12 protein-coding genes are annotated in these 14,212 nt (G+C 47.8%); 2 read left to right on the top strand and 10 right to left on the bottom strand.

Annotated elements, in window-relative coordinates; genetic code table 11:
• Window positions 1-46: 46 nt before the first annotated feature.
• Together RIG68_RS07400 and RIG68_RS07395 are read left to right on the top strand one after the other, a co-directional pair.
• Window positions 47-2,404, top strand: a complete 2,358-nt coding sequence (locus tag RIG68_RS07400) for a TonB-dependent receptor (protein WP_350120534.1) — start codon at window positions 47-49, stop codon at window positions 2,402-2,404.
• 259 nt (window positions 2,405-2,663) lie between these two features.
• Window positions 2,664-4,877, top strand: a complete 2,214-nt coding sequence (locus tag RIG68_RS07395) for a DUF6851 domain-containing protein (RefSeq protein WP_350120531.1) — start codon at window positions 2,664-2,666, stop codon at window positions 4,875-4,877.
• A 20-nt stretch (window positions 4,878-4,897) separates the two neighbouring features.
• Here the strand turns inward: RIG68_RS07395 and RIG68_RS07390 are convergent, their stop codons facing one another.
• From RIG68_RS07390 to RIG68_RS07345, 10 genes are all read right to left on the bottom strand, one after another.
• On the bottom strand, window positions 4,898-5,431 hold the full coding sequence (locus RIG68_RS07390; protein ID WP_350120528.1) for a 4'-phosphopantetheinyl transferase family protein: 534 nt from the start codon (window positions 5,429-5,431) through the stop codon (window positions 4,898-4,900).
• Window positions 5,428-5,682, bottom strand: a complete 255-nt coding sequence (locus tag RIG68_RS07385) for an acyl carrier protein (RefSeq protein WP_350074889.1) — start codon at window positions 5,680-5,682, stop codon at window positions 5,428-5,430. Before RIG68_RS07385 ends, RIG68_RS07390 begins: the two co-directional genes overlap by 4 nt.
• 20 nt (window positions 5,683-5,702) lie before the next feature.
• On the bottom strand, window positions 5,703-6,983 hold the full coding sequence (locus RIG68_RS07380) for a beta-ketoacyl-[acyl-carrier-protein] synthase family protein (RefSeq protein ID WP_350120525.1): 1,281 nt from the start codon (window positions 6,981-6,983) through the stop codon (window positions 5,703-5,705).
• Window positions 6,970-7,434, bottom strand: a complete 465-nt coding sequence (locus RIG68_RS07375) for a 3-hydroxyacyl-ACP dehydratase FabZ family protein (protein WP_350074885.1) — start codon at window positions 7,432-7,434, stop codon at window positions 6,970-6,972. The genes RIG68_RS07380 and RIG68_RS07375 overlap by 14 nt, the downstream gene beginning before the upstream one ends.
• Entirely contained in the window at window positions 7,431-8,204 is a 774-nt protein-coding gene (locus RIG68_RS07370; protein WP_350120523.1) for an SDR family NAD(P)-dependent oxidoreductase, read from the bottom strand. Before RIG68_RS07370 ends, RIG68_RS07375 begins: the two co-directional genes overlap by 4 nt.
• Window positions 8,201-9,331: a hypothetical protein gene (locus RIG68_RS07365; RefSeq protein ID WP_350120521.1), complete on the bottom strand. Its 1,131-nt coding sequence runs from the start codon at window positions 9,329-9,331 to the stop codon at window positions 8,201-8,203. The genes RIG68_RS07370 and RIG68_RS07365 overlap by 4 nt, the downstream gene beginning before the upstream one ends.
• A gap of 3 nt (window positions 9,332-9,334) precedes the next feature.
• Window positions 9,335-10,297, bottom strand: coding sequence for an NAD-dependent epimerase/dehydratase family protein (locus RIG68_RS07360; protein ID WP_350120518.1), 963 nt, complete (start codon window positions 10,295-10,297; stop codon window positions 9,335-9,337).
• Window positions 10,294-11,511 (bottom strand): aminotransferase class I/II-fold pyridoxal phosphate-dependent enzyme, encoded by a 1,218-nt coding sequence (locus tag RIG68_RS07355; RefSeq protein WP_350120515.1) that lies wholly within the window; start codon window positions 11,509-11,511, stop codon window positions 10,294-10,296. The genes RIG68_RS07360 and RIG68_RS07355 overlap by 4 nt, the downstream gene beginning before the upstream one ends.
• A 161-nt stretch (window positions 11,512-11,672) precedes the next feature.
• Complete coding sequence (locus RIG68_RS07350; protein WP_350120512.1) at window positions 11,673-12,074, bottom strand: hypothetical protein; 402 nt, start codon at window positions 12,072-12,074, stop codon at window positions 11,673-11,675.
• An 86-nt stretch (window positions 12,075-12,160) separates the two neighbouring features.
• Window positions 12,161-13,771, bottom strand: coding sequence for a capsule assembly Wzi family protein (locus tag RIG68_RS07345; protein ID WP_350120509.1), 1,611 nt, complete (start codon window positions 13,769-13,771; stop codon window positions 12,161-12,163).
• Between the last annotated feature and the right edge of the window lie 441 nt (window positions 13,772-14,212).

Genomic DNA, 14,212 nt, shown 5'->3' with positions numbered 1-14,212 from the left:
GTTTAATGCCTATTGATGTTTCATTTAAGGCTATACCAACGTATTCATGAAAAAGCTTTTTACCACTGTTTTTGTTTCATTCCTGGCACTTTCCCTGTCCGCTCAAAACACATCTATGCTTCAGGGGTATGTGAAAGACAGCCGGACGGAGGAACCGTTGATTGGTGCCTCAGTAGTAGTGGAAGACCTGGGCTTGGGATCCATTACCGATATCAATGGTTTCTACCAAATCAAGAATGTGCCTACCCAAACGGTGAATATGACCGCCAGCTACGTAGGCTACCAGCAGCTCACCCGCTTCAATGTGGTGGTGCGCTCTGCGGGTAATCCCGACCTCAATTTTGAATTAGAGGAGGCGGTAGAGGCTTTGCAGGACATTGTGGTGGTAGCCAATCCATTCGACAAACTTCCGGAGACACCGTTGTCTATCCAAAGTTTGTCAGCCGAAGAAATCGCTACCTATCCGGGCGGCAACAACGATATTGCCAAGGTAGTGCAGTCGCTGCCGGGTGTGGCTGGCTCAGTGGGTGGATTTCGCAACGACGTGATCATCAGAGGTGGTGCCCCCAACGAAAATGTGTATTACCTCGACGGCGTAGAAATCCCCAACATCAACCACTTTTCTACGCAAGGCAGTGCAGGCGGGCCGGTCGGCTTGCTCAACGTTTCATTCATAGAAGGGGTAAAACTATCTACGACGGCTTTTCATTCCCGATACGACAATCCACTTTCGGGTGTATTGCAATTCGACCAAAGGAAAGGCAACAATGAAAAATTCAAAGGCAACGTAAGGATCAGCTCAAGTGAGGCTGCTCTTACCGGTGAAGGCCCTTTGTTTAAAGGAGAAAAAGAAAAAGCCAACACTACTTATCTATTGTCAGTAAGGCGCAGCTACCTGCAGGCTTTGTTTCAGGTGATAGGGCTGCCCATTCTTCCCGACTATTGGGACTACCAATACAAAATCAACCACAAAATGGGGGAATACGACGAGTTGAATCTTATTGGGATTGGTTCAGTTGACGATTTTAGCGTAAAGGCACCAGAGGATTTTGATGCCGAGCAGCAGGCGGTGCTGGAACAAGTGCCCATCATCAGGCAATGGTCTACCACTTCGGGTATTAGCTGGAAGCGCAGGTTCAAAAATGGCAAGGGCTATATGCAAACCACGGCCAGCACCAATATCCTCAACAATATTTTCAACAGATACGACGACAATGAAGCCGAAACAGGTTTGTATTTCAGCAACGACTCCCGTGAAACAGAGAGAAAGCTAAGATATGAATACACTCGTTTTGCGGGAGAATGGACATTGGGAGGCGGCCTTAGTGTGCAGCAGGCGAGCTATACCAATAGCACCCTGAACAATGTGGCCAATATTACCTATGTGTCGGACTTCAGCTTCTGGAAGTATGGGCTGTTTGCTCAGGCATCCCGCTCTTACTTTGACCAAAAACTAGACTTCTCGATAGGTTTGAGAAGTGATGCCAATTCGTTTTCCACGCAGGGCAATCAGTTAATCCAGACGTTTTCGCCTCGGGTCTCTCTGTCTTATGTGATGGATGAAGCACGCAGGTGGAGGCTCAACGGTTCAGCAGGCAGGTATTTCAAGATTCCACCCTACACCATCTTTGGTTTTCAGAACAGCGCCGGAGCCTTCGCCAACAAGGATGCCAAATATATCAGATCCGATCATGCTGTCCTTGGTGTAGAATACCTGGTTACCTCTTCTGCAAGATTTACGCTTGAAGGTTTTATAAAGAAATACGCCAACTACCCCGTGTCGATAAGTGATGGAATTTCGTTGGCCAATAAAGGCGCTGGCTTTGAAGTGCTGGGAAATGAAGCTGTAGTTTCCAGTGGACTGGGAAGAACCTATGGTGCTGAGTTTCTATTTCAGCAAAAGTTCAACGGAAGCCTCTACGCCATTTTGGCCTACACGCTCTACTGGAGCGAGTTCTCCGGATTGTCAGGAGAATACCTGCCATCGCTTTGGGACAGCCGACACCTGTTGACCTTTACCGGAGGATATAAGTTTGGCAACAACTGGGAGCTGGGTATCAGGAATAGGTTTGTTGGAAAAACGCCTTATGTGCCTGTGGACAAAGCTGCAACATTTGCGGCCTATCCCGCCGTTATTTTGGACTATAGCCAGTTAGGCGGGCCTAAGTTGGGTGTTTTTAATCAGTTAGACATCAGGATAGATAAGAAGTGGAATTTCCGAAAAGTTTCGCTTGACGTATTCCTTGAAGTGCAGAATGCATTGGCCCAAAACAACCCAAGTCAACCTTCGTATGGCCTGGCCCGAATGGACGATGGAAGTATAGAAAATCCCAGCCGATTGGTCGAGATTACTCAGAGCCCTTCTTCTGTATTGCCGGGTTTAGGTATTGTGTTGGATTTTTAGTTGGTGGATGGAGTTTTTTTTGTTGATGGTATTGGGAGTCACATCCTTTGGTTGTTATATCTAACTCAGGCTATTTTAGCCTTAAATTAATGGCTTTCCAAGACGCTTCCTCTACAACTTTTTGTCCTGGAATGGGTCTTCTACATGGTGTGATGTATTTTAATTTTTGTGGCGCTTGAGGAGGCACATCAAGGCCTAATTCTTTTTGAGGAGATAAGAAAGTGGTAGTTTAGACCAAGTTTTAGATATTTTTGAAAGGATGAAAAGCACAATAACAGCCTTAGTGCTATTAGTTACAATTTTTTTTTCTTCGGCTGCACAAGAAGTTGACCATTCCATAGCCAGGCAATGGAACGAAGTATTGCTGGAAGCCGTCAGGAATGACTTTGCCAGGCCCACTGTGCACGCCCGCAATCTTTTCCATATTTCCGCTGCCATGTACGATGCGTGGGCGGCCTATGATGAGAAGGCGGAGCTGTACTTCCTGGGGCGATATCATGGCGACTTTTACTTCCCTTACGATGGCATACAGGTGCCGGAAGACTTAAGGGCCGCTCAGGAGGAGGCCATTAGCTATGCAGCCTACAGATTGATTAGCCATCGTTTTGCCCTCTCTCCCGGAGCCCAGAACATCTTCCTGGCCGCTTACAAACAGATGCAGGCAAGGGGCTATTCACTTTCGTTTACATCCACCGACTACTCAACCGGCTCCCCGGCGGCGCTTGGTAACTATATAGCCGAAAAAGTGATTCAGTTTGGCTTGCAGGATGGCTCTAACGAGATGAATTTGTACGCCAACCAGTATTATGCTCCGCTCAACGATAAGCCGCTCAATCCGTTAATGCCGGGAAATCCCAATTTGAAAGACCCCAATCGCTGGCAATCTCTTGAGCTTGGGGCGTTTATCGATCAGGGCGGAAACCCTATTCCAGGAAGCAATATTCCGTTTTTGAGCCCCGAGTGGGGCAATGTCACTCCCTTTTCAATGAATGCGCTTCATTTCACCCCACATAAAAGAGACGGTGACGAGTACCTGGTGTATCACGATCCCGGCCCGCCCGTTTATTATGATGAGGATGACAAGGAGGCTATAGCAGCCTATGTCTGGACATTCAGCCTGGTGGCAGCCTGGTCGTCTCACCTCGATCCATCTGATGGGGTAATGTGGGACATTTCGCCAGCTTCCCTGGGTAATATTGACTACGCCGAGCTTCCGACAAAAGTGGAAGACTATCCGGCTTTTTATGATTTTACCAACGGTGGAGACGTAGGCAAAGGCTACGAGGTGAACCCAGTAACAGGCGAGCCTTACCAACCTCAAATGGTAGCCAGGGGAGATTATACTAGGGTGCTGGCCGAATTCTGGGCCGATGGCCCCAGCTCTGAAACACCGCCCGGACACTGGTTTGTGATTCTCAACTATGTAAACGACCACCCGCAACTGGTGAAGAAGTTCATGGGACAGGGAGAGGTTTTGGACGACCTCGAATGGGATATTAAAGCCTATTTTATCCTTGGAGGCACCATGCATGATGTAGCCATTGCCGCATGGGGGGTAAAAGGGTACTACGACTATATCAGGCCTGTGTCTGCTATTCGCTGGCTCTCTGGCGTCGGGCAATCCTCCGACCCCAAGTTGCCGGGGTATAACCCCGGAGGGTTTAAGTTGTACGACGGACTTATAGAGTCAGTGAAAGCTGGCGACCCACTGGCCGGGCCGAGTAGGGAAAATGTTGGCAAAATAAAATTGAAGGCATGGAAGGGGCCGCAGTATGTATACGATCCGGCCACAGTGGAGGCAGGCGTTGACTGGATCCTGGCGGACTATTGGTGGCCTTACCAGCGGCCTTCGTTCGTTACGCCACCTTTCGCAGGCTATGTTTCGGGGCATAGCACCTATTCAAGGGCCGCAGCTGAAGTGCTGACTTTGCTAACGGGCAGCGAATATTTTCCGGGCGGTATGGGTGAATTTGATGCGGAGAAAAATGAGTTTCTGGTGTTTGAAGAAGGCCCGAGTGCCGATGTGGTGCTACAGTGGGCCAGGTACCAGGATGCTTCCGATCAGTGCAGTTTGTCGAGGATTTGGGGTGGTATTCACCCGCCTATGGATGATATCCGTGGGCGAATGATGGGTCATGAAATAGGAATTGATGCTTTTAACTTTGCCAGCAGGTTTTTTGACGGTGTTACTACTGGCGTGAAGGAACGCCAGCTCGTGAAAAACCAGGTGACGGTGTATCCGAACCCTGTGCAGCGGGGAAACGCTCTGAAGCTGTCATTTAACAATCGTATGTCGCAGGCTCGGGCCGAGCTTATTACCATGGAAGGGGCATCCGTTACTGTCAGGGAGCTTTCTGCGGCATGGGCGGGGCAAACCCTCGATCTTGATGTTGCAGGTTTGAAGCCTGGGTTTTACCTGCTGCGCATCAAGTCCGGTAATGCTTCGGAGATTCACAAGATCATTATTGAGTAGGGCAGGGCGGGTTTTGGGTTTTACCTTTCGATCCATGCCACCACACCCAAATGGTGGTGGTGACTGATACTGGCGGGAGTTGTGGTGCCGTCGTGTCGAACAATTGGCAGACCGGCTACATCCCGCAGCAGCTGAAAGCCAGGCCCCATTTCCTTTTGAAAGCAATCACGAAGTTCTTGAGACTGATTGGAGGTTTTCAGCTTGAAGGTATTCCATTTTACGGCTTCTATATTTGCGGTAGTTACTACAGAAATGATGTTGTCTTTTTTCAGGATAGAATAGCCGTTAATCTCATTCACCCATCTTCCACTGTAAAGCAGCCTGTCGCCGACTGTTTTGGAGTACATCACCTCAATTTCTTTGGGAGAAAACGCCTGATCTTGCCTTTCGGCCTTAAAAATAGCCTCTTTGGCAGCCCAAAGCAGCCAATAAAGCGTTTCTTCGCCGATGTCTTTAGGGCAGTGATCGTTGGGATGAGAAATAAAACGCAGTTCCCTTTGGGAACGGGGTTTGAGTAGCGGGTCTGTCAGGTCAACAATGTCAACTCCAATCAATCCTTTTTCATTTTTTCCAGGATCACTTCAATCGCTTCACCAATTGTATTCATCTTGTTGATCGATTCATCGTCAATCGTAATATCGTACTTCTCCTCAATATCAAGCACGATATCCACCACGTGGGCTGAGTTAATTTTAAGATCACCGATAAGCTGAATTTCGTCCGAGAGGTTGTCCAATAGCTCCTTTTGCATCACATACGGCTCAATGACGCCTTTGATTTCTGCTTTGATCTGATCTTTTGTCATTTGGGTGGTTGGTAAGGTTTTTAGGACGAAAACTTCCGCAAAATAATACAACTATTCACGTCCCCAAAGCCAAAGTTGGCTTTAGCTACGATGTTAAGGTTGGTTTCCACAGTGGCTGTCGGGATTTTCTCAGCCGGAATGATCTTCAGAATCTCGGGGTGAAGCTCCTCTATATTGAGGTTGCCATGCACAAAGTTGCCATGCATTTGAAGGGCGCACCCCACCAACTCGATAGAGCCGGCACCAGCAATGCAGTGCCCGATCATTGATTTGGTGGCATTTACCAACGGGAAGTCAGCAGCAGGAACACTGAGCGCTTCCACCCAGTTATTGAGCTCAATAGGATCGGCCATGGTGGAGGTGAGGTGACCGGAAATGAGGTCGATAGACTCAGGCGTTATCCCAGCTTCTTTGATGGCATTTTTGATACAAGCCTGCACGGCGGTGGAGTTGGGGGCTGTCATGGATCCGCCCATTCTTTGTCCCCCCGAATTGACGTCTCCTCCGAGTATCTCCGCATAAATCCGGGCACCTCTGGCAAGGGCCGTGTCGAGTTCCTCCAGCACCAGCGCTCCGCCTCCTGCGCCGGGCACAAACCCGGACGATGTGCTGCTCATGGGCCTTGAGCCAAATGTCGGGTTGTCGTTGGAGTCTCTGCAAAGCACCCGCATCGAGTCGAAAGCCCCCCAGATGTATTTGCCTTTGCCTTCGGAGCTGCCACACAGCATTCGCTTGGCTTTACCACTTTTAATAAGCTCATAGCCCATGATGGCCGCTTCGGTGCCAGTGCTGCAGGCCGACGAGTTGGACATGACACGGTTGCCTGCTCCGAGCATGCCGTTGAGGTAGGCACTCACCCCGCTGTTCATTGATTGAGTGATGGTTTTGGTGCCCAGCTTTCTCACCTGTCCGGCATTAACCAGGTCGAAGCGGGGTCCTATGCTTTCGTCCATACTCAGTGCTCCACCTCCATAGATGATGCCTAGTTCAGGGTCAAATTTGTCATAGTCAACCGTAAGGCCCGCATCTTTCCAGGCTTCCAGACCCGACAAACAGCCATAGATCACGCCATGATTGTCTAGCATTTTGTTCAGGAGCTGAGGGAGAAGACTGAGCTTGTACTCCTCTGATACTTCGGGTTCACCAGCGATTTGACAACCCAGGTTGTGCTCGGCCAAAGTAGGTATCCGGGTAATGCCCGACTTCATGCCTCGCAAGGCGTGTTCAAAAGCCTCTTTTCCCGTAGCATTTGGTGCCACTACGCCAAGTCCCGTGATAACTACTCGTTTATTTAAGCTCATTTTTATTCACTAGTAGGCCCGATAGATCGCCTTTACAAACAAGTTGCTGTGTGTCTCTGTTGTGGCATTCAATCCGGCATTTCAACTTACCGAATCTATAATAAATTTTGGAGGAAGTCACCTCAAGTGTTTGCTCCGGGTAGGCTGGCGAGTAGAAATCGACGCAGGACGACGTGAAAACAGGCACTTTTTCATCCATTCCGTTGGAGTTGCTGCTGCTGTTGAGGTACATACCAAAACAAACCAGGCCAATTTGTGCCATCACTTCAGTGATGATTACACCGGGAGTGACAGGATTACCTGGGAAATGACCCTGGTAAAAAAATTCATCTTTTTTTAGTTTGTAGATCCCTTTTATGGAGTCTTCGTCGGCACTGAGTATTTCATCCACAAACAAAAAAGGTGGACTGTAGGGTAGTTTTTGAATAATAGCTGCAAACAGTTCGCTCATAGTAGGTGTTCGCCACCGTCCACATGAATGGTGCTTCCGTTGATCCAGTTGGCTTCATCCAAAGATAGGAGGTAAATGGCATTTGCCACATCTTCGGGCTGCGTCATTCTACCCATAGGGTTGTTTTTGGTTACCAATTCGATCATCTTTTCGTAGGAGGGGATCATCTTCAAAGATGGTGTAAGGGTCACACCTGCCTGTATCGTGTTCACCCTGATGCCGTGGGGGGCTAGCTCCACTGCCATGTACCTGGTCAATGTTTCGAGGGCTGATTTTGCCAGGGCGATGGCACCGTAGCCTTCCCACACCCGGTCGTTCCCCATGGAAGTAAGTGTGATGATTCGGGCGGGTTTGGCAAAGAAGTTGTTTTTCAGCAGCGTGCGGGCCCAGGTAAACACATTGAGGGCCATGGCGTCTATTGTCAGCTGCAAGTCCTGGAGGTTGAGTTCGGGGCCGTCGTTTGAAACAAATGGTTTCAGGTTGCCACGGGAAACAGAGTGAAGCATCAGGCTGATATTGGCATTACCCAAAGCCTTTCTGAACTGCGGCAGGTGTTCGTCGATTTTCTCCTGGCTGGTGGCATCGAAGTTGAAGGAGATTAGCTGGGCACCAGACTCCCGGATTTCACTGAATGCAGCTTCAATATCGGCCAGCACCGAGCGACGATCTCTGTGGACAATAAGCAGGTTCCAGCCACTTTTGCCTAACTTCTGTGCGGTAGCCAGCCCAATACCTGAAGAACCTCCCAGGATCAATGCCCATTTGCTCATGGCTGGACGGGTTTAATGAAACACCTTCGGCGGATGGCAAGCCGGTTGCCTTCTCCGGTGTAGTCGTTCCACAGATTAAGTACATTGAAATTTTCTTCGAGCATAGGGCCCGTCATTACGTTGGTAGCGCCAGTTTTAATAAAGTTGTCTAACATGCTCCTAAAGATAAGAACATTTGCTCCAAGCTTTTGATATTCGGGCTTCACCCCAATGAGAAACATGTCGAGGGTTTTGTTAAAATAAAAATCTTTCAGGACGTGATAAAAACCAAACGGAAAAAGTGAGCCTTTGGCCTTTTGAAAGGCCTTCGAAAAAGAAGGGAAACAAATAGCGAACCCGATGGCTTCGTCGCTCTCATTTACAACCACGCTCACATACTCCTTTCTTACCAGTCCAAAATATTGCTTCACGTAATAGTCAATCTGCTTTTGGGAGAGGGGATAATAGCCATACAAATTGGCGTACGACTCATTCAAAATTTCAAAGATACTATTGGCATAAACCAACATTTCCTTATTGGTCTTGAATTCCTTTACCTTGAATTTGAAGCGGCCTTCAATAATTTCCGCCGTTCGTTTCAGCCTTTTTGGAATCTCTTTTGGCACTACGCCCCGTCCTTCCAGCCAGTCGCAGGCTTTTTCAAAACCCAGTGCTTCAAAGTGATCCTTGTAATAAGGGTAATTGTAAATAGTTGCTTGCGTAGCAACCTGGTCGAACCCCTCAATGAGGGTGCCTTCAAAGTCAAGGTCGGTAAAGCCCAACGGCCCGTGGATACTTTTTACATTTTTTGATTTGGCCCAATTTTCGACAGCTTCAATAAGCTTTTTTGACACATCTCTGTGGTCAATAAAATCTACCCATCCAAACCTGACAAGGGCCTTTTCCTGTAGCTCTGTGCCATGGAGAATGCCTGCAACCCGTCCGACAATCTCTTGTCCTTTGTAAGCCAGAAAATAGGCAGCGGAGCAGTACTCAAACGCAGGGTTTTTGTCTTTATTGAGTGTGCTTTCCTCAAACTGAACCAGTGGTGGCACCCAACAAGGATGGTTTTTGTAGAGTTTGAAGGGGAACTTTATAAAAGCCTTTAGGTCTTTGGAGGTTTTTACTTCTCTTATTTCAATCGACATAATTTACAGAAGGCCGTTTTGTCTGTAATGCTCGGCTGATTCTTTTAGTGCATCACTCAAAGATGTGAAAATAAAATCTTTTGGAGTGATATCACCTTCGGCAATTCCCCAGTCGGCGGTGAGCTCGTTCATTTTTTCAGGTGTCAGCACAGGCTGCCCTTTGAAGATTTTTGCAAAAAACTCATTGGCATGGGCATAAGGCATCATGATAAAGGAAGGGATGCGGATAGTAACGGGCTTTTTTGCAATACAGTCGCCAATGCAGCTATATAATTCTCCCGGCGAGTAGTTTTTTCCGTCGGTCGCCGCAATAATGGTCTTGTCAGGCTGTGCGGGGGCGTAGTCCACCAGCAGTGTGGCAAGGTCTCTGGCAAAAATAAAAGTCAATTGCTGCGTAGGCTTGGCAAGCAGGGGAGCGATGTTCATTTTGATGGCTTTGAACAGCTTGAGGAAGGCGGCGTCTCCGGGGCCAAAAACGGCAGTTGGCCTGATAATGACTACCGGAAGCGACATTTTCAAAAGTTGTTCCTCAGCCAGTAGCTTGCTTCTGCCATAATTGGTTACTGGCTTTAGCACGCCATAGGGGCCTCTGGCGGCCAGTGAGGACACATAAACAAATTTCCCTTTTGCTGAGAGTAGCTCCTGTTTTTCTACGAGCTCAGCCATCTTTACCGTGAGCAACTGATTGGTGGTGAAGAGTTTTTTTGGATCGAAGGCTTTGGTAAGCCCTGCGTTGTGTATAATGAGGTCGAACTTGCCATACAACTGTTTGAGCTGCGCTATTTCTCCACTTAACAACTCGTCGGAGTCATAACTGAAAACAGCAGCAGGCACCTGAAGCTCATGTAAATGATCGGTGTTCGACGACTTTCTGACCCCGGCGACCACCTGGTGCTTTTGACTAACGGCGTATTTTACGATATGGGTTCCGATGAAGCCACTGGCTCCTATGACCAGGACTTTCAATGGGCGGCCATGTTCTTATCCTGTAACGTTTCGATGCCAAGCTTTTTCATGGTCTTGTAGATTTTTTCGACTGCAATATCAATTTGTTCTTTGGTATGCGACGCCATCAGGCTGAAGCGAATCATGGTGTCCTCGGGGCCAACGGCCGGAGGAATAACAGGATTGACGAAAAGCCCGGCTTTGAAGAGTTCGGTAGTGAGCTCAAACGTCTTCATGAAATTTCGGACGTAGATAGGTATAATGGGTGTCTCCGTTTTTCCTATATCGATGCCATATTCTCTGAAAAGCCTGTGGGCGTGGTGTGTGTTATCCCAAAGTTTCGCTATCAACGAGTCGTCGCTTTCGAGCAAATCCAGCACGGCAAGCACTGAGGCCACCGTAGAAGCTGGCATGCTGGCACTGAAGATCAGCGCTCTGGAGTGGTGCTTCAGGTAGTTGATGGTATCGGCGTCTGACGCCACAAAACCGCCAATAGATGCCAGCGACTTACTGAAAGTACCGCCAATCAGATCGACCTCATTGTCGAGACCGAAATGGCTGGAGGTGCCGGCACCGTTTTTCCCAAGCACACCAATGGCATGGGCACAATCGGTCATGATGGTGGCTCCGTACTTGTTGGCCAGGCGCACAATTTCTGGCAGGTTGGCAATATCACCTTCCATGCTGAACACGCCATCGACAACGATGAGCTTCAATTGTGAATCATCGCACATTTGGAGCTTTTTCTCCAGTGCTTCCATGTCGTTGTGCCTGAATTTCAGTTTTCTTGCAAACGACAACCTGCTGCCCTCTATAATGGAGGCATGGTCAAACTCGTCGAGAATGATGGTGTCTTCTTTGGTAGTGAGGCAGGGAATAACTCCCAGATTTACCTGAAAGCCCGTGGTGTAAACCAATACCGCTTCTTTATTCAGGAACTTCGCCAGCCTGTTCTCAAGCTCCACATGGAGATCGAGCGTTCCGTTCAAAAACCTTGAACCTGCGCAGCCGGTGCCGTATTTTTTTATGGCCGCCGCTGAGGCTTCCATTACCTTGGGATGGTTGGTCAGTCCGAGGTAGCTGTTCGACCCGAACATGAGCACCTGATGACCGTCGATGGTTACTTCTGTGCCCTGCTCTGACTCAATAGGGCGGAAGAAAGGATACTGACCAAGTCTTTTTACCTTTTGAGGCTCCTGGTAAGTACTCGTACGTTTTCTCAATTTGTCATTCATAGTCTACAACAAACATTGTCACGGCTGGGCCTGTGAAGTAACACAATTAACCTGCATCTTCCAATCAAAGGGTGTTGGGAGAACGAGAATAAACTGCATTTAGAATCAGAAGAATGTTCATTTAAGGGTGCAGGCGCAAAGTTAACAAAAAGTATTCACTCTTACTTTTTATAAATTTCATGTTTGTATTCGAAGGCGAGGCCCGCCGCCCCATTGCTCGAAAACTGGTGCATGTAGTCGATGCTCTGGTTGTTGTTAAACATCTCATAGCGAATTTCCCAGAATCTGTCTTCTTTGTAATCGTTGTTTTCGTAGCCATTATAAAGCTCAACTTTGATGCTGTTCAGGCCTTTGGCCAGGTGCGGCGCTAAATTTACATCAAGGTTAAGGTCTGGGTTGCCGTCAAACACTTTGCTGGTGAACAGCAGGGAGTCATTTAAGTATACCTTCACCTGGTTGTCGGCCTTATAAAACCTGATGAAATGGCCCTTTGCCGCCTGCTGGGGTTGTGAGAAAGCGAACTGAGATATCAGGCAAAAGACGATAAAACTAAATATTTTCATAATTCAAATTTATGAAAACATACAAGCATACGAAGTGCCAAACTATTTTGGAGCTGGCAAAAAAGGATTCTGTGGGAGCTATCTGGTTAATTATTAATGCGATACCTGAGGTTTAATAGTGCCTGGAAGTTTCTATCGCTGATCCCGTCAACGAAATACCTGTGGTAGTGTTTTGCATACTGTAGCTGGGCTTCAACTGTAAACTTATCAAACAGTCGGTAGTACTTAGCCGAATAGGCAAACTCAAACTCTGATGGGTACTTCAAGGCCCCTGCATACTCTCTGAGAATGTAGTCATCATTAAATCTTATTGCCTGTGCCGTGAGGCCGAACATGCTTTTTGGGGTGAAATACTGCGCCTGGAGCACATTCGTATTTGAGCCGGGGCCTATGCCTGCACCAATGATTTGGCCGTTTTGGGTGTAGCCATGAGCGATAGAGTAGTGCACATAATAGGTAGGCGACGAGAATATGCTGACAATCTGGAGCTGGTTGGCGCTGAGTTTGGTATTTTCGTATTGCAGCTTGATGGTATTTCCGTTGTGGAGTTCAAAAGCCTCGGTGATACCAAGCACAAAGGCGGAGGAGCGATCAGGGTTGCGACCAAATTCCTTGAAATTTCCCGGAAAATCATTTCTCGCATATTCGGTGTAGATTTCCAGCCCCAGTTCCGGACGATTCCAGCGGATAGTGGCGGAAGCCATTTGGTCGTATTCATCGTTGGTGATGATGCCATTTAACGGGGTGTCGTACTGCCTTGAGGTATGGGCAAAAGCGGCGAAAACATCTTTCGCTCTCATGCTGCTTCTTTCCCAAAGCCGGTACATGACCCGGTGGAGCCCCAGGTTCAATCCCTTAACGAAGCTTGGCGCATAGCCGCCTGTGAAGCCGGTGATGTAACGGTAATTATTGTTGGGGTTGCTGTCATAATAATCGGATTCCTTCAGCATGCCCCAGAAAGCTTTGCCCTCCAGGCGTCCGATTTTGGTGTCAATAGGTCTGTTGAAGCCGAGGTTGAATCGTGGTATGCCCGCCGCCTGCTGACTCATGAGAATGGGGTTGAAGGTGGCTGGCCCCCAAACTTCATTTTGGGTAGTGAAACCTGCTGCAATGCCCCGGTAAACGTATTTGACTTCTGACTGCCCTGGATCAATCTTGAAAAGGCTTTCGTCTCCATACCTTTCCACCTGATCCAGCCTTTCGTAGAAAGGATAAGAATATTGACTTTTGTCGTAAATAGGTTGTGGGATATCGATGGCGGCGTTCTGACTATAGTGTACAATAGGTGAAAGGGTGTAGCTAAAGTATCCATTTTCGCCGGTAGGAAGTTTGCCCATCACGCCGGTGGTAAACCATGAATTGAGCCCTTTTCCATTCCAAACGGCGCCGTCGTTGTAGCTTCGGGGTGCGGTAGAATTGTATAAAGTGCCAAAAGTGGGATCAACCACAGAAAATTTGTCCGAACTGGTTGAGGGTACCAGATAGTTATTCCATGGGTTCCAGCTAAGGAAGCTGTCGGGAGCGAAGTCTGTAATAATGGACGGAAAGGTGCCGATGGCCTCCTTGTCGAAATCATTTTTCAAGAGCAGTAGCCTGTGGTACTCAAAATCCAACGTACCTGGCTGGAGCACCTGGCCGAAAAGGCTGGAGGAAAATAGAATGAAAAGTGAAAAGAGGCAGGTTTTTCCTTTATTCATGTGTTGTTTTGCTTAGGGTATAGCTTGGTAAAATGCAGGGTTACTTAGGTGCAATTTGTTTGGTTACTAGACTTTTTTGGTGATTTTTTCGACAACCATGGTTTCTGAATATGTTCTCAAACGTAGCAATTTCTAAGTAATAGTGAGCGGTTGAAGTTTACGAAAGTCACCTTATTTTTTGAGGTAATCTTTTTGCCTTGGCAAATGAATTCTCTGGTTTCTCAGCTATTGCGGCCATTTTTCAAAAATGAATACAAGATGCAAAGTACAGCCTTTGAGTTGGAATAAGTACCCGTTTTTTATCGCTTTTGTACTGCCGTGGGGAAATTTACGCTTTTCTTGAGGCGTCGTTCGTGTGATCCAATTCTAGTTGGATAAAGAATATTAGAAGCTTCCGGCTTCCGGTTTTTTTGAGAAAAGGGAATTTTCTTGCCTACTTTG

Source organism: Imperialibacter sp. (assembly GCF_040222385.1).
GTDB lineage: Bacteria > Bacteroidota > Bacteroidia > Cytophagales > Cyclobacteriaceae > Imperialibacter.
The sequence above is the reverse complement of the archived record's forward strand: the minus strand, read 5'-3'. Positions and strand labels throughout refer to the sequence as shown.